The organism is Ornithinimicrobium sp. (genome assembly GCF_030537745.1).
Lineage (GTDB): Bacteria > Actinomycetota > Actinomycetes > Actinomycetales > Dermatophilaceae > Ornithinicoccus.
The window spans coordinates 1-21,924 of sequence record NZ_JAUNVI010000009.1 but is presented as its reverse complement, the minus strand read 5'-3'; the positions used below and the strand labels follow the sequence as shown (position 1 = coordinate 21,924).

General features: G+C 68.1%; 21 protein-coding genes. 7 read left to right on the top strand and 14 right to left on the bottom strand.

The window, feature by feature from the left end; all coding sequences use genetic code 11:
- The first annotated feature begins 7 nt into the window (after nt 1-7).
- Both Q4P07_RS03585 and Q4P07_RS03580 read left to right on the top strand, forming a co-directional pair.
- A complete protein-coding gene (locus Q4P07_RS03585) occupies nt 8-1,057 on the top strand; it encodes a peptidoglycan bridge formation glycyltransferase FemA/FemB family protein (RefSeq protein ID WP_303373521.1) in 1,050 nt (349 codons plus the stop codon).
- A gap of 26 nt (nt 1,058-1,083) precedes the next feature.
- The gene (locus Q4P07_RS03580) at nt 1,084-2,130 is read left to right on the top strand and encodes a lipid II:glycine glycyltransferase FemX (protein ID WP_303373520.1); all 1,047 of its coding nucleotides are present in this window, start codon (nt 1,084-1,086) and stop codon (nt 2,128-2,130) included.
- A gap of 62 nt (nt 2,131-2,192) precedes the next feature.
- Here the strand turns inward: Q4P07_RS03580 and Q4P07_RS03575 are convergent, their stop codons facing one another.
- Together Q4P07_RS03575 and Q4P07_RS03570 are read right to left on the bottom strand one after the other, a co-directional pair.
- Entirely contained in the window at nt 2,193-3,242 is a 1,050-nt protein-coding gene (locus Q4P07_RS03575) for a peptidoglycan bridge formation glycyltransferase FemA/FemB family protein (RefSeq protein WP_303373519.1), read from the bottom strand.
- Between the two features lie 102 nt (nt 3,243-3,344).
- Complete coding sequence (locus tag Q4P07_RS03570; RefSeq protein WP_303373518.1) at nt 3,345-5,870, bottom strand: ATP-dependent Clp protease ATP-binding subunit; 2,526 nt, start codon at nt 5,868-5,870, stop codon at nt 3,345-3,347.
- A 202-nt stretch (nt 5,871-6,072) separates the two neighbouring features.
- On the opposite strand from Q4P07_RS03570, the gene Q4P07_RS03565 reads away from it, so the two are divergent.
- Complete coding sequence (locus Q4P07_RS03565) at nt 6,073-6,735, top strand: hypothetical protein (RefSeq protein WP_303373517.1); 663 nt, start codon at nt 6,073-6,075, stop codon at nt 6,733-6,735.
- Nucleotides 6,736-6,807: 72 nt separating this feature from the next.
- On the opposite strand, the gene Q4P07_RS03560 is transcribed toward Q4P07_RS03565, so the two are convergent.
- Nucleotides 6,808-7,722: a Ku protein gene (locus Q4P07_RS03560; protein WP_303373516.1), complete on the bottom strand. Its 915-nt coding sequence runs from the start codon at nt 7,720-7,722 to the stop codon at nt 6,808-6,810.
- An 18-nt stretch (nt 7,723-7,740) separates the two neighbouring features.
- On the opposite strand from Q4P07_RS03560, the gene Q4P07_RS03555 reads away from it, so the two are divergent.
- Together Q4P07_RS03555 and ligD are read left to right on the top strand one after the other, a co-directional pair.
- Nucleotides 7,741-8,724: a DNA ligase gene (locus Q4P07_RS03555; RefSeq protein ID WP_303373515.1), complete on the top strand. Its 984-nt coding sequence runs from the start codon at nt 7,741-7,743 to the stop codon at nt 8,722-8,724.
- The gene (ligD, locus tag Q4P07_RS03550; protein WP_303373514.1) at nt 8,721-9,569 is read left to right on the top strand and encodes a non-homologous end-joining DNA ligase; all 849 of its coding nucleotides are present in this window, start codon (nt 8,721-8,723) and stop codon (nt 9,567-9,569) included. The genes Q4P07_RS03555 and ligD overlap by 4 nt, the downstream gene beginning before the upstream one ends.
- 96 nt (nt 9,570-9,665) lie before the next feature.
- Here the strand turns inward: ligD and Q4P07_RS03545 are convergent, their stop codons facing one another.
- From Q4P07_RS03545 to Q4P07_RS03525, 5 genes are all read right to left on the bottom strand, one after another.
- On the bottom strand, nt 9,666-10,001 hold the full coding sequence (locus Q4P07_RS03545; RefSeq protein ID WP_303373513.1) for an Lsr2 family protein: 336 nt from the start codon (nt 9,999-10,001) through the stop codon (nt 9,666-9,668).
- A 139-nt stretch (nt 10,002-10,140) separates the two neighbouring features.
- On the bottom strand, nt 10,141-10,347 hold the full coding sequence (locus Q4P07_RS03540; RefSeq protein ID WP_303373512.1) for a hypothetical protein: 207 nt from the start codon (nt 10,345-10,347) through the stop codon (nt 10,141-10,143).
- The gene (gene lysS / locus Q4P07_RS03535; RefSeq protein ID WP_303373566.1) at nt 10,347-11,813 is read right to left on the bottom strand and encodes a lysine--tRNA ligase; all 1,467 of its coding nucleotides are present in this window, start codon (nt 11,811-11,813) and stop codon (nt 10,347-10,349) included. Before lysS ends, Q4P07_RS03540 begins: the two co-directional genes overlap by 1 nt.
- 75 nt (nt 11,814-11,888) lie before the next feature.
- Complete coding sequence (locus Q4P07_RS03530; protein ID WP_303373511.1) at nt 11,889-12,392, bottom strand: methylated-DNA--[protein]-cysteine S-methyltransferase; 504 nt, start codon at nt 12,390-12,392, stop codon at nt 11,889-11,891.
- On the bottom strand, nt 12,389-14,008 hold the full coding sequence (locus Q4P07_RS03525; protein ID WP_303373510.1) for a DNA-3-methyladenine glycosylase 2 family protein: 1,620 nt from the start codon (nt 14,006-14,008) through the stop codon (nt 12,389-12,391). The genes Q4P07_RS03530 and Q4P07_RS03525 overlap by 4 nt, the downstream gene beginning before the upstream one ends.
- Nucleotides 14,009-14,133: 125 nt before the next feature.
- Here Q4P07_RS03525 and Q4P07_RS03520 point away from each other — a divergent pair, with 125 nt between their 5' ends.
- Both Q4P07_RS03520 and Q4P07_RS03515 read left to right on the top strand, forming a co-directional pair.
- A complete protein-coding gene (locus Q4P07_RS03520) occupies nt 14,134-15,201 on the top strand; it encodes an SAM-dependent methyltransferase (protein ID WP_303373509.1) in 1,068 nt (355 codons plus the stop codon).
- Between the two features lie 72 nt (nt 15,202-15,273).
- Entirely contained in the window at nt 15,274-16,377 is a 1,104-nt protein-coding gene (locus tag Q4P07_RS03515) for an NADH-quinone oxidoreductase subunit D (RefSeq protein ID WP_303373565.1), read from the top strand.
- 53 nt (nt 16,378-16,430) lie between these two features.
- Here Q4P07_RS03515 and Q4P07_RS14340 read toward each other — a convergent pair whose 3' ends face one another.
- The 6 genes from Q4P07_RS14340 to ftsH form a co-directional block, all read right to left on the bottom strand.
- A complete protein-coding gene (locus Q4P07_RS14340; RefSeq protein WP_368660242.1) occupies nt 16,431-17,567 on the bottom strand; it encodes a methyltransferase domain-containing protein in 1,137 nt (378 codons plus the stop codon).
- Nucleotides 17,568-17,621: 54 nt separating this feature from the next.
- A complete protein-coding gene (locus Q4P07_RS03500; protein ID WP_303373508.1) occupies nt 17,622-18,122 on the bottom strand; it encodes a DUF3180 domain-containing protein in 501 nt (166 codons plus the stop codon).
- Nucleotides 18,119-19,000 (bottom strand): 2-amino-4-hydroxy-6-hydroxymethyldihydropteridine diphosphokinase, encoded by an 882-nt coding sequence (gene folK, locus Q4P07_RS03495; RefSeq protein WP_303373507.1) that lies wholly within the window; start codon nt 18,998-19,000, stop codon nt 18,119-18,121. Before folK ends, Q4P07_RS03500 begins: the two co-directional genes overlap by 4 nt.
- Complete coding sequence (folP, locus tag Q4P07_RS03490) at nt 18,990-19,847, bottom strand: dihydropteroate synthase (RefSeq protein WP_303373506.1); 858 nt, start codon at nt 19,845-19,847, stop codon at nt 18,990-18,992. The genes folK and folP overlap by 11 nt, the downstream gene beginning before the upstream one ends.
- A gap of 8 nt (nt 19,848-19,855) precedes the next feature.
- A complete protein-coding gene (gene folE, locus Q4P07_RS03485) occupies nt 19,856-20,443 on the bottom strand; it encodes a GTP cyclohydrolase I FolE (RefSeq protein ID WP_303373505.1) in 588 nt (195 codons plus the stop codon).
- A gap of 39 nt (nt 20,444-20,482) precedes the next feature.
- On the bottom strand, nt 20,483-21,924 hold a 1,442-nt coding region (ftsH, locus tag Q4P07_RS03480; protein WP_303373504.1), incomplete at its 5' end, for an ATP-dependent zinc metalloprotease FtsH.

The following is a 21,924-nucleotide window of genomic DNA, read 5'->3' as shown; positions in this document are numbered from 1 at the left end:
GGCCCCCATGCCCTTGACCTTTGTCACCTCACCCGCGCCCGCGGAGTGGGACGCCAGGATTGCAGCGACCCCCAACAAGGGCAACATCTTCCAGAGTCACGCCCTTGGCCAGGTGAAGCGGATGGCCAACTGGGAGCCGAGGTATGCAGTCGCCGACGGGGTGGCGATGACGATCCACACCAAGAGGGCGCCCGGCTTCGGGACCGTGTGGTACGTGCCCAAGGGTCCGTGCGTCAGCACCGTTGAGGAGCTGGCACCGCTGGTGGAGTCGCTGCGTGAAGCAGCGCGCCGTGAGGGGGTCATGTTTGTCCGGATCGAGCCAGAGATCCTCGAGTCATCCGAGGCGGTCGCAGCGATCGAGGCGCTGGGCACGGTCCGCAGCACGCCGGTGCAGCCCAACGCCTCCACGGTGATCTTTGAGCTGCCGCAGTCGCAGGACGAGCTGCTGGCCACCTATCCGTCCAAGACGCGCAACATGGTCCGGCGAGCGCTGCGCGATGGCGTCGAGATCGAACGCGTGGACGCTGATTCCGGGCCGGAGATCTATGCACAGATGTATGCCGTGTGGGCCACGCTCGTGCAGGAACAGTCGCTCGGCGTCCGAGGTCAGGACTACTTCGTCGAGTCGTGGCGGACGATGGTGCGCAGCGGTCTCGCGCAGCCGGTCGTGGCACGCGTCGACGGCCAGATGGTCGCTTGGGCGCTCGTCACCAGCCTGGGCGAGGGGGCGGCCTACAAGGAGGGCGCGAGCGTGCGCGACCGGCCGGTGCCTGGCGTCAGCCAGCTGCTCCAATACGAAGGGATGCGCTGGGCCATCGAGCGCGGGGCCCGCACCTACGACCTGGTGGGCACTCCCCACTCCACCCGCCTCGACGACGTGACTGACATGCGCCACGGCCTGGGCATCTTCAAGCGCGGCTTTAACAAGCATGTGACCGACTGGGTGGGTGCCTTCGACATCGTGCTCCGACCACGCCGGTATGCCGTGTGGCAGCGGATCGGTCAGCGCGTCGTGACCCGGCTGCAGCGACGCGAGCCGGGAGACGCCTTCTGGTGATCGAGGCCCACGGCTAGCATTCGCTCATGACCTTGCGCTGGGAGAGCCCCTCGTCCGCCCACGCGTGGAACGCGCAGCTCCTCACCGCCCCCGGCCGGCCGTCCATGTTCTCCACCTACGAGTTCGCCCAGGTCAAGAAGCAGTCGGGGTGGACACCCCGCTATGCCGTGGTGGACGACATACCGGTCACGGTGCTGTCCCGGAGGGCACCGGGCTTCGGCGCCGTCTGGTATGTGCCCAAGGGTCCGTGCGTGGCCAGCGTCGAGCAACTGGCACCGTTGCTGCCCCAGCTGGGCGCGGCAGCCCACCGCGACGGGGCCTTCCTGCTGAAGATCGAGCCCGAGTTGCTCGAGACGCCGCACAATCTCCAGGCCCTGGCAGAGCTGGGGCTGATCCGCAACGGACGGGTCCAGACCAACGCCTCGACTGTCCTCGTGGATGTCTCCGGAACCCCCGAGGACCTGATGGCCCGGATCCCGTCCAAGACCCGCAACATGTTTCGCCGCGCGACCAGGGACGATGTCATCGTCGAATCAGGCGAGGTGGCCACCGAGGAGACCTACGAGCGGTTGTGGCGGTTGTGGATGGAGGTGGTGGCGGACCAGGGCATCACCGCGCGCGACCATGCCTACCAGGTCGGGATGTGGCGCATCTTCTGCGATGCGGGACTGGGCCGGATCTTTCTCGCCACCCACCAGGGCAGAGACGTGGCGGGAGCGTTCGTGACCGTGGTGGGACAGTCCGCCTGCTACAAGGACGGTGCCAGCGTCCGCGACCGGCAGGTCCGCGGTGCGAGCCAGCTCCTCCAATGGGAGACGATGTGCTGGGCACAGGAGCAGGGGGCCACCTCCTACGACCTGTGCGGCGCTCCCCACTCCACCAAGGTCGAGGACCGTGAGGATCCCTTCTACGGCATCGGCACCTTCAAGCGGGGCTTCAACAAACAGGTCACCGACTGGGTCGGGGCCCTCGACCTCCCACTCCGCCCACGCAGGTATGCAGCGTGGGAGCGGGTCGGGCACCGAGTCGTGGCCAAGGTCCTGGCCCGTCGGCGTGGCGCCTCCTTCTACTGATCCCCTCCCCCACCGGCAGCTGCCCTGTCCGCAGTGATCGAGAGCCGCAGGCCCTCACCGCCTCAGTAGAAGAGCGGGTTGCTCTTGCGTCCGACCCGCTGATACACCTTGAAGCCGAACCGGTCCCAGGCTGCGGTGCGCCGCGGCCGGAGGTTCAGGCGCATGGTGCCGACAGTGTCGGTGACCTGCCCGAAGGCCGTCTTAAACTGCACGAGGCCATGCAGCTGATGCTCCGAGTTCTCCAGCTCCCAGCTGGGCGGGACGCCAAAGAGGTCGTAGGTCGTGGCTCCGCGCTCCTTGCACCACCTCATGGCCTCCCACTGCACGCGATATTGCAGTCCGTTAGCAGCGGGCGTGCGCACCGAGCCGCCGTCGCGATAGTAGCCGCGGTCGCGGTGCGCCCAGATGTAGGCGGCCGCCTCCGGCTCGGTCACCTCCGGTGAGGAGTAACCAAACACGACGTGGCCCTGGCCCAGGTCGCGGTAGTGCTTCCAGGCGTTGAGGTAGTAGTGCTTGGGTCGCATCGGCAGACCCGCGCGTTCGACGGTGAGGGCGTAGAGGTCCCAGAAGATCTCGAATGCCTCGTCGTCCGTGCGGTGCTCGATACGGGCGCCCTCGGCCTTACGGATGGAGCGGCGGGCGCGCTGCCGGAAGGAGGCCAGCAGGTCCTCCTCGCTGGGTCGCAGGTCGACCAGGACCGTGTGATTGCCCTGCTGGAGGGACAGGAAATCCTCCAGGCCCGGAGTCGAGGCAATCAGCTCGGAACGGGCCTGCGGGCCGTCAACGGGGATCGATGGCTCGAGAATGACCGCGAAGGCGTCGTTGCTGCGCAGGTCATCGATGATGAGCTGAAGGTGCTCGGGATCGGTGACCCGGGGACCCATGGGCGCGTACCAGAGCTGCCCGAACGGCGGCAGCTTCTTGATCAGGTAGAGCGCCGGGATGTCGGGCTTGCCAGGGTGCTCGTGGATGAGCTGGCGGTGGGACCCCCAGGCACCGGCCTTGAGCTGTGCGTATGGCTCCAGTTGCATGAGGTCCGGGCCCCCCGGCGTGTCCCAAATCAACTCATCCCATTGGGCCTTCTCCTCGGCCGAAGCATCACGCACAGTCATAGTCATCACCCTAGTCGCGGTTGACGGCGCCTCCGGACATGCCGAAGGGGCGACCACCAATGGTGATCGCCCCTTCGGCTGCGCCCGGGTGGGCAGCAGCCTTTAGCTGGTCTGTTCCTCGACCGGCACGGTGTCCGGGACCTCCGACGGCTTCTCCGAGCCGGTGAAGGTAAACACCTTGTCCCGCTCGCGGTCCTCGCCGACCGGGTCCTCCACATCGACGAGAATGATCTGCCCGGGACCGATCTTGCCGAACAGAATCTTCTCGGAGAGCTGGTCCTCGATCTCGCGCTGGATCGCCCTGCGCAGCGGCCGGGCTCCCAGGACGGGGTCGTAGCCGCGCTTGGCGAGCAGGTCCTTGGCAGACTGGGTGAGCTCGATCGCCATGTCCTTGTCCTTGAGCCGCTCGTCGAGACGGGCGATCATCAGGTCCACGATCTGGACGATCTCGTCCTGCTTCAGCTGCGGGAAGACGATGGTGTCGTCCACCCGGTTGAGGAACTCCGGGCGGAAGTGCAGCTTGAGCTCGTCCAGCACCTTGTTCTTCATCCGCTCGTAGTCGCTGTGGGATTCCGCTCCGGCGGAGAAGCCGAGCGAGACGCCCTTGCTGATGTCGCGGGTGCCCAGGTTGGTGGTCATGATGATGACGGTGTTCTTGAAGTCGACCACCCGGCCCTGGCTGTCGGTCAGGCGACCGTCCTCCAGGATCTGCAGCAAGCTGTTGAAGATGTCCGGGTGCGCCTTCTCGACCTCGTCGAAGAGCACGACCGAGAACGGCTTGCGCCGGACTTTCTCGGTCAGCTGGCCGCCTTCTTCATACCCGACGTAGCCGGGGGGCGAGCCGAACATCCGCGAGACGGTGTGCTTCTCGGAGTACTCCGACATGTCCAGGGTGACCAACGCGTCCTCGTCACCGAAAAGGAACTCGGCGAGGGCCTTGGCCAGCTCGGTCTTGCCGACACCCGTGGGACCGGCGAAGATGAACGAGCCGCCGGGACGACGCGGGTCCTTCAGACCCGCGCGGGTGCGACGGATCGCCTGCGACAGGGCTGCGATCGCGTCGTCCATGCCGATGATGCGCTTATGCAGCTCATCCTCCATGTGGAGCAGGCGGTGCGACTCCTCCTCGGTCAGCTTGAAGACCGGGATGCCGGTGGCGATGGCCAGGACCTCAGCGATCAGCTCCTCGTCGACCTCGGCGACGACGTCCATGTCACCGTTCTTCCATTCCTTCTCCCGCTCGGCGCGCGCCTGGGTGAGCTTGTGCTCCTCGTCGCGCAGCCGGGCCGCCTTCTCGAAGTCCTGGGCGTCGATCGCCGACTCCTTCTCGCGCTTGGCGTGCGCGATCTTGTCGTCGAACTCGCGCAGGTCCGGCGGCGCCGTCATCCGGCGGATGCGTAGTCGCGCGCCCGCCTCGTCGATGAGGTCGATTGCCTTGTCCGGCAGGTAGCGGTCGTTGATGTAGCGGTCGGCCATCGTGGCAGCGGCCACGAGAGCGCCGTCGGTGATCGAGACGCGGTGGTGGGCCTCGTAGCGGTCACGCAGGCCCTTGAGGATCTCGATGGTGTGCTTGAGCGTGGGCTCGGCCACCTGGATCGGCTGGAAGCGGCGCTCGAGCGCAGCGTCCTTCTCGATGTGCTTTCGATACTCGTCCAGCGTCGTCGCACCGATCGTCTGCAGCTCGCCACGGGCCAGCATCGGCTTCAGGATGCTGGCCGCGTCGATCGCGCCCTCGGCCGCACCCGCACCCACCAGGGTGTGGATCTCGTCGATGAACAAGATGATGTCGCCGCGGGTGCGGATCTCCTTGAGGACCTTCTTGAGCCGCTCCTCGAAGTCGCCGCGGTAGCGGCTGCCGGCCACGAGCGCGCCGAGGTCGAGGGTATAGAGCTGTTTGTCCTTGAGGGTTTCGGGCACCTCGCCCTTGACGATGTCCTGGGCTAGGCCCTCGACGACCGCAGTCTTTCCGACACCGGGCTCGCCGATCAGGACAGGGTTGTTCTTGGTGCGTCGGGAGAGCACCTGCATGACCCGCTCGATCTCGGGCCCACGGCCGATGACCGGGTCGAGCTTGCCCTCGCGGGCAGCCTGGGTCAGATTGCGCCCGAACTGGTCGAGCACGAGTGAGCCGGCCTGTTGGCCCTCCGGGCCAGCAGAGGCGCCGACACCTGCGGTGGCGGCCTCCTTGCCCTGATAGCCGGAGAGCAGCTGGATGACCTGCTGACGCACCCGGTTGAGGTCCGCGCCGAGCTTGACCAGCACCTGGGCGGCCACGCCCTCGCCCTCACGGATCAGACCGAGCAGCAGGTGCTCGGTCCCGATGTAGTTGTGGCCCAGTTGCAGACCTTCACGCAGCGAGAGCTCCAGCACCTTCTTGGCGCGCGGGGTGAACGGGATGTGGCCGGTGGGGCTTTGCTGCCCTTGGCCGATGATCTCCTGGACCTGCTGACGCACGGCATCCAGGGAGATCCCCAAGGATTCCAGCGCCTTGGCGGCGACACCCTCCCCCTCGTGGATCAGGCCGAGCAGCAGGTGCTCGGTCCCGATGTAATTGTGGTTGAGCAGCCGCGCCTCTTCCTGCGCGAGCACCACCACGCGCCGCGCGCGGTCGGTGAAACGTTCGAACATGCCTTACTCCTCAACTTTCGTCGTGGCACGCATGGGTGGTCGAATCACCCGGTGCGGGCGTGCGTCCACTCTACGTTGCATCTGTGGGCCTCAACGTCGCGCGGGACCCCCCGTGTTCCGCCGGTATGCCGTGTTCGCCCCCGGCATAACCCGCAGGTCGTGCGCAGGGAGCGCTCAGCCACAGGATCTAGCATGACGCCTCATGCGCACTCGTCCCCTCGGTCTGAGCCTCATGGTGACCACGCTCGGCCTGGCCCTCACCCTTTCGGCATGCACGTCGGAGGACGCCGGCACTGCTCGTGGCACCGCTGGCACGGCCGACGACGCGGCACTGACGAGCGATGACGGTCTCCAGGGCCAGTCTCCCCAGAACGGCTGGCTCTGCGAGTACGTCAGCCCGTCGGCGGTTGACGCCGCCGCGGGGGGCAAGGCGGTCACGCCCCGCAGCCTGACCGTCCAGGACGACGAGAAAGCCTGGGTGTGCGAGGTGCTCTCGGGCGGCAAGGACGAGCAAGAGCCGATCGTCCGCCTCACCATCGCGCTCGGCGAGGAGGGGCGGGCCACTGCCGGACAGCGGGCGGAGGCTGCGCAGGGGGTCCAGCCGGGCCCGGACTACCTGGGCCGCTCCTTCATCTCCCCCGGCCTGGTGACCGGACTGACCAGTTGCACGGCACCGAAGGCGACAGACCGCTCTCAACAGATCCCCTACACGCTGGTCGCTGAGGCGTTCAAGGTCACGACGCCCGAGGTCACCGACGACCTGCGCTCGGCGTTGACGATCGCGGCGCAGGGTCTGGACAAGTCGCTAGGTTGCTCTCCGAAGCAGGCGAGCAAGGACCAAGCGGCGGCGACCACCGCCCCCTGAGCACGCGCACCTGAGCAGATCCGACCTGCCCCTGAGCAGGATCTGAGCAGGCAGCTGAGCGGCTCTTCGCGGTCAGCCGGCCTTCTTCTTCGCCGGAGCGCGCTTGGTGGCCGCCTTGGCGGCGGTTTTCGCCGGAGCCTTCTTGGCCGCCGGCTTAGCGCCAGCCTTGGTGGTGGCGGTCGAGGACGAAGTGTCCTCGCCCCTGCCCGCCTTGGCCCGGTCGACCGAGCGCTGCAGGGCTGCCAGCAGGTCCACCACTTCGCCGGAGTCCGCCTCCTCTTCGACGTCGGGCGCCTCGGTGACCTGCCCGCCCTCGATCTTGCTCTGCACCAACTCCTCCACGGCCACCTTGAAGTCGTCGACGTGACCCTTCGGCTCGAAGTCCCCGGACATCGACTCGATGAGCATCCGGGCCATCGCGACCTCGGCCTTCTTGGGCTCGCTGACCTCCTCCAGGTGGTCGAGCTGGGCGCTGTCCCTGACTTCGTCCGGCCACAGCAAGGTCTGCAGGACGATGACGTCCTCGACGACCCGGAGCACCGCCATCGTCATCCGGGTGCGCACCGAGACGGTGACGACCGCGACCCGCTCAGACTCCTTGAGAGCCTCGCGCAGCAGCCCGTACGCCTTGGCGCCCATCGCGTCGGGCTCGATGTAGTAGACCTTGTCGTAGAGGATCGGGTCGATCTGGTCGATCGGCACGAAACTCTCGACCGCGATCTCCTTGCTGGACCGGTTGGGCAGCGAGGCCATGTCCTCATCAGTGAGGATCACGGTCTTGCCGTCCTCGGTCTGGTAAGCCTTGGCGATGTCCTTGTAGGGCACCTCCTCACCGTCTGTCTGCGCCACCCGCTTGTAGCGGATGCGGCTGCCGTCGCTGCGTCGGACCTGGTGGAAGCTCAGGTCATGGTTCTCGGTGGCGGAGTAGAGCCGCACGGGGACGTTGACGAGGCCGAAGCTGACGGCACCCTTCCAGATCGCTTTCACACCCCCCAGGATGGACCTATGCGCCCCATGCTCGCCACTCCCGGCGATTCTCGCACCGGCCCGCCGACCGGCGCGGCGTGGGTCCACGAGGTCAAGTGGGACGGGATCCGACTGCTCGCGGACGTGCGCGCCGGCCAGCTTCGCCTGCTGACGCGCAGTGCGCGGGACATCGCGGTGGCCTTCCCCGAGCTGGCGGCGCTGGCGGGGGTCGCGGATGACCTACTCCTGGACGGTGAGACCGTCGCGATGGTCGGGGGTCATCCCAGCTTCAGTCATGTGGTGGACCGCGTCCACACCTCTTCGGCGAAGGCCGCGGCCCAGCTCGCCACGGCACGACCGGCCACCTACGTCGCCTTCGACCTCCTGCGCCTGGACGGGATGGAGCTGGTCGACCTCCCTTGGTCGGCGCGTCGGTCCGCGCTCGAGGACCTGCTGGCGGGAGTGCCCGGGGTGGCGGTCCCGCCCTTTTACGACGACGGCAGGGAGTTGCTCGCAGCGACTGCGGATCAGGGCCTCGAGGGGGTGGTGAGCAAGCGGCGCGCGTCCACCTATCAGGAGGGAGTCAGGTCCAGCGACTGGCTGAAGTTCCCCCACCGGGACACGCTCAGCGTGGTGATCGGGGGCTGGAGACCGCAGACTGGAACGACCGAGCGGCTGGGTGCCGTGCACGTGGGCCTGCCCGCCACTGACGAGGCCGGAAGACCGTCCTTTGACCCGGCTGGCCGGCTCCGGCTGATCTACCTTGGGCGGGTCGGCAGTGGCCTCGCGGGCGCGGCGGGAGCTGCCTTGGCGGCGCGCCTGGCGGAGGTGCCGCGCTCGCCCTACCCGTTCAGCGCTCCCCTCTCCCGCGCGGAGTCCCTCGGATCGACCTGGCTGGAGCCGCGGCTCGTCATCGACGTCGCCTCGCTAGGGATCACCCCCGGCGTGGGGCGGCTACGACAACCTTCCTACCAAGGGGTGCGCGTCGATCTGACACCGCTGGATCTCGTGGAGCAGCCATGAGCAGTCAGGCCGTGAGCGTCGCCGGACGCACCCTTCGGGTGAGCAACCTGGACAAGGTGCTTTACCCGGCCAGCGGCACGACCAAGGGAGAGGTCCTCGCCTATTACGTCGAGCACGCTGACCAGATTCTCCCGGAGCTGGCAGACCGACCGGTGACCCGCATCCGCTTCCCAGAAGGGGTGGCCAAGGCGCACTTCTTCGAGAAGAACCTGCCCTCTGGCGCACCCGACTGGTTGCCTCGGGTCACGGTGGCGACGCCCGTATCCTCACGAGGCCGCGACTCGCTCACGTTTCCCCTGGTGACCGACCTCGCAGCCCTCGTCTACCTGGTCAATCTCGGGAGTCTCGAACTCCACGTGCCGCAGTGGCGGATCGGTGAGGACGGCGACCCGCTGCCCCCCGACCGGCTCGTGATCGACCTGGACCCCGGTCCCGGCGCCGGGCTCCTGGAGTGCGCGCAGGTGGCGCTCCTGGTGCGCGAGCGGCTGGAGACCGTCGGCCTGTCCACCCGACCGGTGACGAGCGGCTCCAAGGGTATGCAGCTCTACGGCGAGCTGGAGGCGACCAGGTCCGCGGACGAGGTGAGCATGGTGGCCAAGTCGCTGGCCGAGCAGCTCGCGACCTCCCACCCGGACCTGGTCACGGCCAAGATGACCAAATCTTTGCGCCCAGGGAAGGTCTTCCTCGACTGGAGTCAGAACAACGCCGCCAAGACCACGATCTGTCCCTGGTCGCTGCGCGGCCGGGACCTCCCCCAGGTGGCCCTGCCCCGAGACTGGGCGCAGGTCGAAGCCGCCGCTGCTGGTCGGGAGAAACTGACCCAGCGCACCTTGCACGAGGTATAGGCCAGCGCAGGCAGAGCCAGCGGGGACACGAAAACGGGCCGGCCTCGGAGGCCGGCCCGTTTCCTCACGTCAGTCGACGCTGGAGGTTGCGCAGAGTCAGTGCGCCGCTGCGTAGGCTTCCTGCAGCTCCTGCGAGACGCGGCCCCGAGAGCTCACGGTGAAGCCGTTCGCACGACCCCACTCCCGCATCCGACCCAGATCGTCGGACTTGGCACCGCTCGCCCCACCCGAGGCCCGGCGACGGGTCTGACGACGGCCACCTGCCCTGCGGGCGTTGCCGATCCAGCCAGCCAGCTCATCGCGGAGCTTGGCGGCGTTATCGTCATTGAGGTCAAGCTCATAGTTCACTCCGTCGAGAGAAAACTCGACCGTCTCGGCGGCGGGGCCCCCGGTGACGTCATCCTCCAAGATAATCTGCACACGCTGGACCATCAAATGTCTCCACTTCGTCTTTCGCGTCCGTCACGGTTGGCGGCATCGGAAAGACTAGCCCATGCGGCCGAGTGAAACAATGTGGATAAAGAGCCTGCAGCCCGTCATCGGCTTATCACAGCGTCCGGTCTCTCGCATTCTAGGCCGACGGGAAAGAGTCGCCATCATCGTGGCGGTCGTCGTGCTCGGCCTTGGGGTGCTCAGCCTCCCAAGCCCGAAGTGCGGCACGTTCGCGTCGGTCGCCTTCTACAATGTGCTTGAGGATGACCCAAAACAGGAAGAGCAGGCCGATGGAGGGCAGCACCGCGGCCAGGATCATCCAACCCTCGTGCAGAATCTGGGGCATCACGCCTCCGGCTTGAGCAGCGGAAAGAGAATGGTCTCGCGGATGCCGCAGCCCGTCAGCAGCATGATCAGCCGATCGACGCCGAGTCCGGTCCCACCCATGGGCGGCGCGCCGTACTCAAGTGCCCGAAGGAAGTCCTCGTCCAGAGACATCGCCTCGGGGTCTCCGCCCGCGGCCAGTGCAGACTGCGCCGCGAGGCGCTCCCGCTGAATCACTGGGTCCACCAACTCGGTGTAGCTGGGCGCCAACTCGACGCCGCCGATGATGAGATCCCAGGCCTCGACCACACCCGGCTGGCTGCGGTGCCGACGTGCCAGGGGACGCACGGACTCAGGATAATCACAGACAAAGGTGGGTTGGACAAGGGTGTGCTCGACCAACTGTTCGTAGATCTCCAGAATGATCTCCCCGACACCCCACTCGGGCTTCAGGGCAATCTCTCTGTGTGCGCAGACCTCACGGAGGCGGGCCGCATTGTCGGGATTCTCGTCCGCGTCGACCTCGAGTCCTAGCGCCTCGCTGACCGCATCGACGATCGGTAGCCACACCCATTCGGTGCAGAGATCAATTTCTTGGCCCCGATAGTCAGTCAGGGTCGTGCCCGCTCCGACCGCTTCGGCAGCATTGAGGATCAGGGACTTGGTCCGGTCGGCCGCCGAGAACTGGTCGCCATACGCCTCATAGAACTCGAGCATGGTGAACTCCGCGCTGTGCGTGGAATCGATTCCCTCATTACGGAAGGTCCGCCCGATCTCATAGACCTTGTCCACCCCACCCACCACCGCACGCTTGAGGTAAAGCTCGGTCGCGATACGCAGGGACATGTCGAGGTCAAAGGCGTTGAGGTGCGTAGTGAAGGGTCGGGCCGCCGCACCACCGTGCACGAGGTTGAGGATCGGAGTTTCGATCTCCACGAAGCCGAAACCGTCGAGCGTTTCTCGGATCGAGCGCAGCACCGCCGCCTTGGTCCGGACCATGTCGCGCGCTTCCTGGCGCAGGATGAGGTCGACGTAGCGCTGCCGGACCCGCTGCTCCTCGGAGAGCTCGTGGTGCAGGACAGGCAATGGACGCAAGGCCTTGGAGACCATCTGCCAGCTGTTCGCCAGGACGGACAGCTCACCGCGGCGGGAGGAGATCACCCGGCCTTCCACGAAGACGTGGTCACCGAGGTCCACCCATGACTTCCAGCGGGCCAGCGCTTCTTCGCCCACCTCCGCGAGTGACAGCATCGCCTGCAACCTCGTGCCGTCGCCCGCCTGGAGCGTGGCGAAGCACAGTTTGCCGGTGTTGCGGACGAAGACGACCCGTCCCGCGACCCCCACCTGGTCGGCGGTCTCCTCACCGCTGGCCAGGTGCGACCACTGCTCGCGCACCCGCGGGATGGTGTGCGTCACCGGGACGCCCACGGCATACGCCGGGATGCCTTCGGCCAGCATCGCCTCGCGCTTGCCGCGTCGCACCCGCATCTGCTCGGGGACGTCGGCCTCTGTGCTCTGGCGGTCGGGGGTCACTGCTTCAGCGTATCTGGCGGCGCTTGCGCCTCAGAAGAGCGCCGTCTGGCTCGTGCGCCGCTCCAGGTCGAGGAGGGCCTGCTTGCGTTCCACCCCTCCGCCGTAGCCGGTGATCGCGCCGGTGGACCCGACGACGCGGTGGCAGGGCACGACGATCGAGATCGGGTTGCGACCGTTGGCCATCCCGACGGCGCGTGAGGCAGACGGCCTGCCCAACGCCGCGGCCAACTGCCCGTAGGACCAGGTCTGGCCGTACGGGATCGTGGTCAGCAGGTCCCATACCTGCCGCTGAAAGTCGGTGCCCGTGGCGGCCAGCGGGAGGTCGAACCCGGTCCGGCCACCCGCGAAGTAGTCGGTGAGCTGCTCGAGCGTCGCACGGAGCACCGGCACCGCGTCCTTGACCTCGACGTGGGCGCCAAGCTCCGTCGGGGCGTGCTTGTGCTCGGCGAAGTAGACCCCGGTGAGGTGCTCTCCGTCAGTGACGAGCCGGAGTGGACCTACGGGGCTGTCGACGACGACATGGGAGGTGGTCATGGCGCTTGCCTTCTTTCGGGTATGGCGTCTGGACTCTTGCACGTCGCGTGGGCAGTCAGGGGTGCCAGACCCAGGCGGGTGCCCGCGGCTTCGTGGTCGGAGCTGGCCCACAGCAGTGCCGCGGCGTAGCCGCGCCAGGGCCGCCAGGCCTGCGCGTGGTGATTCAGCAGCGCGGTTTTCGCTGGCAATCCGGCCGCACGGGCCCCGTGGCGGACACCAAGGTCGGTGCTTGGCCAGGCATCGGGATCGCCGAGCCCACGCAGCAGAACCATGTCGGCCGTCCATGGCCCGACGCCGGGCAGTGCCAGCAGCCGGGCCCGCGTCTGCTCACGGTCGGCACCCGCGTCGAGGACGAGGTCCCCGTCGGCGATCGCCTCGGCGGTGGCGCGCAGTGCGCGTCGGCGCGACCCTGGCATCCCCGGGTAGTCCCCGTCGTCGGCTCCCGCCACGGCCACCGCGGTGGGGAAGAGGTGGGTGAGTCCGTGTGTGCGCATCGATAGGGGCAGGGGGTCGCCGAGGGCCTGGGTCAGGCGGTCACCCAGGTCGGCGGCCCGTGCCGTGGAGATCTGCTGGCCCAGAATCACTCGGAGCGCAAGCGCCTGCGGTTCTGCGGAGCCGGGGATCCGCACGCCTGGCATATCGGCCACGAGCCGCCCAAGGTGCGCGTCTTCGCGCAGATGGGCGTCGACGGCGATCGGGTCCGCGTCGAGGTCCAGGAGCGCCCGGCACCGGCTGATGGCGGCGGTCAGGTCACGGAGGTCGGTCAGCCGCAGCGTTGCCAGCACGGTCCCATGGCCCGGTGCGCTCGGCGGCGCCAGATGCACGGTGCCGGGTCCGTGCGGCAGGCGCAGGGCGAGATGTAGTTGACCCTCGGACCAGGATTCGACACCTGGAACGGCAGTGGCGACCAAGTGGCCGAAGAGGCTCGGCACATGGAGAGGTCCACGCAGGGGCAGTCGCAGGTCGATGGAAATGGGGGCGCTGTCGCTGTCTGCCCGACCCTTTGCCCGGGGCCCAGCCTCGGCACGCTGGCTGCCCCGGGTCGCGCTGTGCCGCAAGGCCAGCGGAGTCGTGGCAAAGACGGTCCGGATGGTGTCGTTGAAGGATCGGATGCTGGAAAAGCCTGCGGCGAAGGCAACGTCGGCCATCGCCATCGCGGTGGTCTCGATCAGGATGCGTGCCGTCTGCGCGCGCCGCGCCCGCGCGAGGGCCAGGGGCGGCGCCCCGAGCTCGGCGACCGTGAGCCGCTGAAGCTGACGCGTGGAGTAGCCCAGGCGTGCGGCCAGCCCGGAGACACCCTCCCGTTCGACCACGCCGTCGTCCACAAGTCGCATCGCCCTGGCCACCGCGTCACCGCGCACATGCCAGGCCGGCGACCCCGGCGTCGCATCGGGACGGCACCGTTTGCAGGCGCGGAAACCCGCTCCTTGCGCGGCGGCCGCCGTCGGGAAGAACGTCATCCGGTCAGCCCGAGGCGTCATCGCAGGGCAGCTGGGTCGGCAATAGATCCCCGTCGTGCGGACAGCGGTGAAGAAGTAGCCGTCGAAGCGGGGGTCGCGACTGCGTACCGCCGCCGCGCAGGCGGCGTGATCGGTGTGCGCAGGAAGCGAGGCCATAGGTCCATCTTGCGGCACTCCGGCGTCGTTGGCTAGCAGGAAAACGACATGGTCTCCGGTGGCGGTGCAGCCAACTCGGACGTCGAGCGCATCAGTCATACCTGTGCGGCTGGCACACTGCACGGATGCACCTGGCTGCACGACCGTGGGAAGAGGCGTGGGCGGACGCTCTCTACGGCCCCCGTGGCTTCTATCGTCAGCACGCACCGGCGGAGCACTTCGCGACCACCGTCCAGGGCATTCCCGGCGCCGGCGCCATCCTGGCCGAGGCCGTGGTCATCCTTGCTGCGCGACACGGCGCTGAGCGCATCGTCGACGTCGCCGCAGGGCGTGGTGAGCTGCTCGCGCATCTTCGCCAGCAGGCACCCGGGCTGCACCTCACCGGCGTCGATGTAGTGGCTTGTCCCGACGGCCTCGACGTCGACTGCTGGCTGGTGGCTCCCGGCGGTGCCCAGTTGCCGGACCAGTTGCGCGGACTCGAGAAGACGCTCGTCATCGCCCACGAGTGGCTAGATGTCGTCCCCGCTCCGGTCGTGGAGCGCGACCTGGTCGGGCCCCCGGACCAGGTGGTGTGGCGAGTCCTCACGGTCGATCCCCACGGCGTTGAAGCGAGGGCCGTCAGAGTCGAGGGCGAGGACCTCTCCTGGCTGGAGCGCTGGGTGCCGTCATCGGTCATTCGGGCCGAGGTCGGTCGACCCCGCGACCTCGCCTGGCTCGACCTGCTCTCCCGGGTGGAGACCGGCCTCGTGATTGCCATCGACTACGGCCACACCTTCGCTGACCGACCCGTCCACGGCACGTTCACCGGCTTCCGGCGCGGTCGGGAGGTCCTCCCCCTTCCCGACGGCTCCTGCGACCTGACCGCACACGTCGCAGTCGACTCCTTGGCCGCCGGCCTATCCCCCGCCGGTGCACCGCGCACGACGCCACCCATGCCAACCACCGGACCCCCCATCACCCCCACCAGAGACGTGACATTGCCCACCGACCCAGGGCAATGTCACGTCCTCCTGCAAAGGGATGTCTTGCGTGACCTGCTCGACGTCACGACCGCGTCCCCGGTGCCGCACGAGCTGGCCCGGACCCGGCCCACGGCCTACCTGGAGGCGGTGGCCCGACGCAGCGCGCTTCTGGCCCTGACCGCCCCGGGCGGTCTGGGCGGGTTCCACTGGGTGATGGCTGTCCGTGGCTAGGGTGGAGCGGTGAGCACCCGCGAGTTAGACGTCGCCCTCGGCGGCGGAGTGGGCGGCCTGAGCACTACCGAGATGGTCCTCAACATCGGCCCGCAACACCCCGCCACCCACGGTGTGCTCCGCCTGCGCATCACGGTCGACGGCGAGCGCATCACCCGCGCGGAGCCGATCATCGGCTATATGCACCGGGGAGCGGAGAAGCTCTTCGAGGTCCGTGACTATCGGCAGATCATCGTGCTCGCCAACCGCCACGATTGGCTTTCGGCCTTCAACAACGAGGTAGGCGTTGCGCTCGCCGTCGAGCACCTGCTGGAGATGGAGGTGCCAGAACGCGCGACGTGGACCCGCACCCTGCTCTCCGAGCTGAGCAGGGCGCTCAACCACCTGATGTTCCTCGGCTCCTATCCGCTCGAGCTTGGCGCGATCACCCCGATCTTCTACAGCTTCCGCGAGCGCGAGGAGCTCCAGGCCGTGATGGAGGAGTTCAGCGGCGGCCGGATGCACTACATGTGCACGCGCGTCGGCGGCCTGCTGCACGACCTCCCCGACGGTTGGCTCGACAACGTGGACACAGCTGTGGAGAAGGTGCGCAGCCGGATGCCGGAGTTGGAGTCGATGCTCTTCGGCAACGAGATCGTCACAGCGAGGGCACGTGGGGTCGGGACGCTCTCGATGGAGCAGGTCCTCTCCTATGGCGTTTCCGGGCCGATCGCGCGCGCCTCCGGGCTCGACGTCGACCTGCGGCGCGACGAGCCTTACCTGACCTACGGAGAGCTCTTTGTCGACGGCGGCCCGGGACGGGTGGTGACTCGGACGGAGGGCGACGCCCTGGCGCGGCTCGAAGTGCTGGACGAACAGGTGCACGTGAGCCTCGACCTCGTGCGTGCCTGCACCGAGCGGTTGCGCCAGATCGGCCCCGGCCCCTTCGACACCAAGCTGCCCAAGATCCTCAAGGTCCCCCAGGGCGAGCACTACTTCGCGGGGGAAAACCCGCTGGGCTTCAACGGCTACTACCTGGTCAGTCGCGGCGACAAGGCTCCGCACCGGCTCAAGCTGCGGTCCGCCTCCTTTAACAATGTGCAGGTGCTGGCGGACCTGCTGCCGGGCACAGTCGTCGCGGACATGGTCGCGATCTTGGGTTCGATGTTCTTCGTCGTCGGCGATATCGACAAGTAAGCCGGGCGCTAACGTCCCTCGCCTCGGTCAACTGCCAGCCTCGCGCGCCACCTTCAGCTGCCGTCCTTGCGCAGCACGCTGACGCAGAAGTCTGCCGTGGGGGTCCAGGGCTGCAGGTCCCACGTGGCGAACCGCTGCTCAAGGCTCAGCAGGGCTGCGGAGCACGCCGAATCCAGCTCGGCTGGCGTGAAGCCTCGGGTCACTCGGCAGCCGACGACGACGAAGCCGCCGGGCGCTACGTGCGCCGCGATCCTGCGCAGCGCCTCCGCGCGGAGGCATGGGGACACGAAGTCCATGACATTGCCGGCCAGGAGCGCCCCGTCAAAGGGCTCAGGCTCGCCGAGCGCCTCTAGGTCGAGGGTCACTAGGTCGGCGACGAGCCAGGTCGCGCTGGGATGGTCGGCACGGGCCGCCTCGATGAGCACCGGGTCCAGGTCGACACCGACGACGCGGTGCCCGAGACGAGCGAGGTGCCCTCCGTGCCGTCCCGATCCGCACCCTGCGTCCAGCAGGCGAGCGCCGCGCGGCGCCAGCACGTCGATCAGGCGCGACTCCCCTTCGATGTCCTCCCCGAGCGCGGACATCGAGCGGAAGCGTTCGACATACCTCAGGCTGTGCTCGGGATGGGATATGCCTGGCCAGAGGGTGCTGGCATGGTCACCCGCAACCGGCTCGACGGCGGTCCTGTCCACCGGAGCGCGCTGGCTCTGCGTTGCGGCTGACATCACCTGGCTCGCGGTGCCGACGAAGCGGCTCTGCGCGCAGGAGAGCACGTGCGCGTCGCTCAACGGGAGCCAGAAGCACTCCCAGCGGGGCGCGGCACCGCCGCCGGTGGGATCGGGATCAGCATGCTCCCATCGCGCAGCCAGGTCCACGGGGGCTCCCTCCTCGACCTCGAGCAGGAAGAATCTGCGGTGCATGACCTCCTCTCGCTGGGGCCTGAGGTCATAATCGTCCTCCCCGAGGAAGGTCACTACCCGCAACCCGGCAAGCCCGCTCTCCTCGGTCGCCTCACGCAGCGCGCCGCCGGCCGCGTCCTCCCCCTGGTTGAGGGTCCCGGCAGGCACCTGGACTCCAGTCTGCTCGAGGGGGTGGTCGAGGTGGACGAAGGCCAGGAGGTGCTCGTCCCGGACGATAAAGCAGACGACCTTCTCTGAACGGGTGGCCAGGCGGGACGGCAACATCGTCATGAGCACACGGTAGGCCGTCCGACCCGCGAGCATCCGGCGGGGCCACGTCCACGCTCAGCCGTAGGCGAGGCCGCCCTCGGTCAGCGCACCATCCTCATCGTCGCCATCGGTCGGCGGGATCTTGCACCAGGCCTGACCGAGATAGCCACTGATCGCGAGCAGCACTGCGGCGGCCGCGTGGACAAGTCCCCAGATCAGCTGCTCGCGCTGACTTGGCACGAAGGAGACGGGCAGGTGGACGAGGGCGTTCGCGACGTACCACCCGATCAACGCGGCCCCTCCCAGCGCGGCAGCCTGCGCGCCGACCAGGGTGCCGCGCGCGCGCTGCGGGGTCAGCCGGTGCGCTCCCTTGCCCTGCACATAGCGACGGACCTGCCAGCTCATGACAAGCACAAGCATGGTGATCGCCAGCAGCGGCACGAGCCCGAGCCACGAGATGACCGGAAAGCTCCCGCCAAAGACGCGCACCAGCGCGAGCAACAGCCAGCTGCCCATGCTGGCCAGCACTGCGACGCCGACACCGGTGGAGATCCTGATGCCCTCGGTGGGATTCACTCCGCACCCTCCAGTGGGTGAACATCCTGATCGGCGAGCGCGGGGAGAAGGTCAGCCACCGCGACCGCTGTCTCACCGACGCGCAGCATCGCGTCCGGGTCAGCGGCCAGCCATGGCCGCAGGACGAAGGCCCGCTCATGGGCCCGGGGGTGCGGGAGCAGGAGTGTTGGGTCGTCGCTGCGCACATCCATGTCGGTGCGCGGATCGCCATACTGGATCAAGTCCAGATCGAGGGTCCTGGCCCCCCACCGGACCTCGCGCACCCGACCGAAGTCGGCCTCGATCCGGTGCAGCTGCGCCAGCAGCCCGGCCGGGGTGAGGCTGGTGCGGGCGGTCGCGACCGCGTTGACGTAGTCCGGCTGATCGGGTCCACCGATCGGGGCACTCCCGTGCAGCGGCGAGAGGCGGACCCTGGCCACCCCACGGATGCGACGCAGCTGGCGGCCGGCGGCGGTGACGGCCGCCGCAGGATCATCAAGATTGGCCCCGAGCCCGATAACGACCGGGACATCGCGTTGCCGGCGGACGACGACCTGGACATCAGAGAAGGGGACGCCGACCGGCGCCTGCGGCTTGTGCACCGTCACCTCGACCGCCTCGACGAGTGGGCGGGCCAGCACCCGCTGCGCGATGACCGAGGCCACCTTCTCGATGAGGTCGAAGGACGGTCCGGTGATGACGTCGACGACATCAGCGGCGACCTCGGCATAGTTGACCGTCCGGTCCAGGGCGTCGGTCCTCCCGGCGGGACCCAGGTCGACCCGCATGACGACGTCGACGACGAAGTCCTGGCCGTCCCGCTTCTCAAAGTCGAGGACGCCGTGATGACCTCGCGCAGCGACCCCGAGCAACCGGATCTCATCACCCCTAGCGAGCACGGCTGACCATCTCCCAGACAGCGAGCGCTTCCCGGGTGGACCGCACGTCATGGACGCGCACCGCCCAGGCGCCAGCCTGGGCTGCGAGCAGGCTGGTGGCGGCGGTGGCATGGTCTCGGTCGAAGGCCGCGCTCACCGGCGCCTCGTGGTCGAGCTGCCCACCGGTGCGGGCGGGTAGCCGTCCCAGGAAACGCTTGCGGGAAGTGCCGACGATGACCGGATAGCCCAGGGACATCACCTCAGACAGGTCAGCCAGCAGCTCCCAGTTGTGGTCAGCGTTCTTGGAGAAGCCGAAGCCGGGGTCGAGGAGCAGCTGCTCCGCTCGGACGCCGGCCGCGAGAAGCACGTCGACGCGTTCGGTGAGCTCGCGGCACACCTCGTTGGTCACGTCGTCGTAGTCCGGCTCCTCATCCGGGTTCGTGAGGAGCCCACGCCAGTGCATGGTGACGTAGGGCACCCCGACGCTGGCGACGAAACCGGGCATCTGCGGATCAGCCAGACCACCGGAGACATCGTTGATCATGGCTGCCCCGGCGTCCAGGCAGGCGCGGGCCGTCGCGGAACGCATCGTGTCGATCGACACGGTCAGGCCATCCGCCGCCAGCGCGGCGACGACGGGGACCGTGCGCTCGAGCTCTTCCTCGGTCGTGGGTCGCGCGCTGCCCGGGCGGGTCGACTCCCCGCCCACGTCGAGGATGTCGGCGCCAGCCGCGGCGAGCTCGCGTCCGCGCGCGATCGCCGCCCCCCGGTCGAACCACTGGCCCCCGTCGCTGAAGGAGTCCGGGGTCACGTTGACGACCCCCATGATCCGCGTCGGACCCGGAGCCAGCAGGGCGAGGGCGGACATGGGCAAGCTCAGACGTTCCTGCCGGCGAACATGAGGCTCATCGCCTCCGCCCGAGTGGCCGGGTTGGCGAGCCCTCCGCGCACGGCCGAGGTGATCGTGCGAGCGCCGGGACGACGGATGCCACGCATCGACATGCACAGGTGCTCAGCCTCGATGACCACGATCGCGCCGGCGGGAGCAAGATGGGTCACCAGCGCGTCGGCGATCTGGGTGGTCAGACGCTCCTGGACCTGGGGGCGTCGGGCGTAGACGTCGACGAGACGGGCCAGCTTGGACAAGCCCACGACCCGGCCGTCCTGCCCGGGGATGTATCCCACGTGCGCTACTCCGTGGAAGGGGACCAGGTGGTGCTCGCAGACACTGAACATTTCGATGTCCCTGACCAGGATCATCTCTTCATGGTCGACGTCGAAGGTGGTGCCCAGCACGTCGGAGGGCTCCTGACGCAGTCCCGCGAAGATCTCTGCGTAGGAGCGCGCGACCCTCGCCGGAGTGTCGAGCAGCCCGTCGCGATCGGGGTCCTCACCGACCGCGATGAGAATCTCCCGGACGGCCGCCTCGATCCTGGCGTGGTCGACCTCGGGTGACACGCTCATCAGTTCCTGGCCAGGTCGACTCGCCGCGAAGTCAACGGATCACGGGTGGCCGGGGTCGACATACCCGCCCTCCGGGACCTGAATGACCTGCGCGGGTGGGTGTTCCTCGTCATCGACGGGGGGGCCGTGCCCGTTGGACATGGCGCGCTTCTCGGCCTCGGTCAGGACGGGCCCTTCGGTGTGCACGGTGCGCTCGTCCGAGGAGAGCCAGACGTCGCGGATCGGGCGACGCCGGATGTGCGTAAAGATCTCCGCCAGCGCAGCCTGGTTGAGCGTCTCCTTCTCCAGCAGCTCGAGGACGAGCGCATCGAGGATGTCGCGGTTGTCATTGAGCGCCTGCCAGGCTTCGTCGTGCGCGGCTTCGATGAAGCGTCGGACCTCCTGGTCGACGATGCCGGCAAGGTTCTCGGAGTAGTCCCGTTCGTGGCCCATGTCCCGGCCCAGGAAGACCTCTGAACTGCCGGAACCGAGCTTGACCGCGCCGACACGCTCGCTCATGCCAAACTGCGTGACCATCTTGCGGGCCAGTCCGGTGGCCTTCTCGATGTCGTTGGCGGCGCCGGTGGTGGGGTCGTGGAAGACGAGCTCTTCGGCGACCCGCCCGCCGAGAGCAAAGGCCAGTTGGTCGAGCAGCTCGTTGCGGGTCGTGGAGTATTTGTCGTCGGTGGGCAGCACCATGGTGTAACCCAGCGCCCGTCCGCGCGGCAAGATGGTGACCTTGCTCACCGGGTCGGTGTGGTTCATCGCGGCCGCCACCAGGGCGTGGCCGCCCTCGTGGTAGGCAGTGATCTTCTTCTCCTTGGCGCTCATCACGCGGGTCCGCTTCTGCGGGCCGGCCATGACGCGGTCGATCGCCTCGTCCAGGTCGAGATTGGTGATGATCTTCTCGCTCTGCCGGGCGGTCAGCAGCGCGGCCTCGTTGAGCACGTTGGCCAGGTCGGCTCCGGAGAAGCCCGGCGTGCGGCGGGCGATCGCCATCAGGTCGACGTCCGGCGCCAGCGGCTTGCCCTTGCCGTGCACCTGCAGGATGTGCAGACGGCCAAGCATGTCCGGGGCCTCGACCGCGATCTGCCGGTCGAAACGGCCGGGACGCAGGAGCGCTGGGTCCAGGATGTCCGGGCGGTTGGTGGCCGCGATGAGGATGACGTTGGCCTTGACGTCGAAGCCGTCCATCTCGACGAGCAGCTGGTTGAGCGTCTGCTCTCGCTCGTCGTGACCGCCACCGAGACCGGCGCCACGATGGCGACCGACGGCGTCGATCTCGTCGACGAAGATGATCGCGGGGGCGTTCTCCTTGGCCTGCTCGAAGAGGTCGCGGACGCGCGAGGCACCCACCCCCACGAACATCTCGACGAAGTCAGATCCGGAGATGGAGTAGAAGGGAACGCCGGCCTCGCCGGCGACCGCCCGTGCCAGCAGGGTCTTACCGGTGCCGGGAGGGCCGTAGAGCAGCACGCCCTTGGGGATCTTGGCGCCGACCT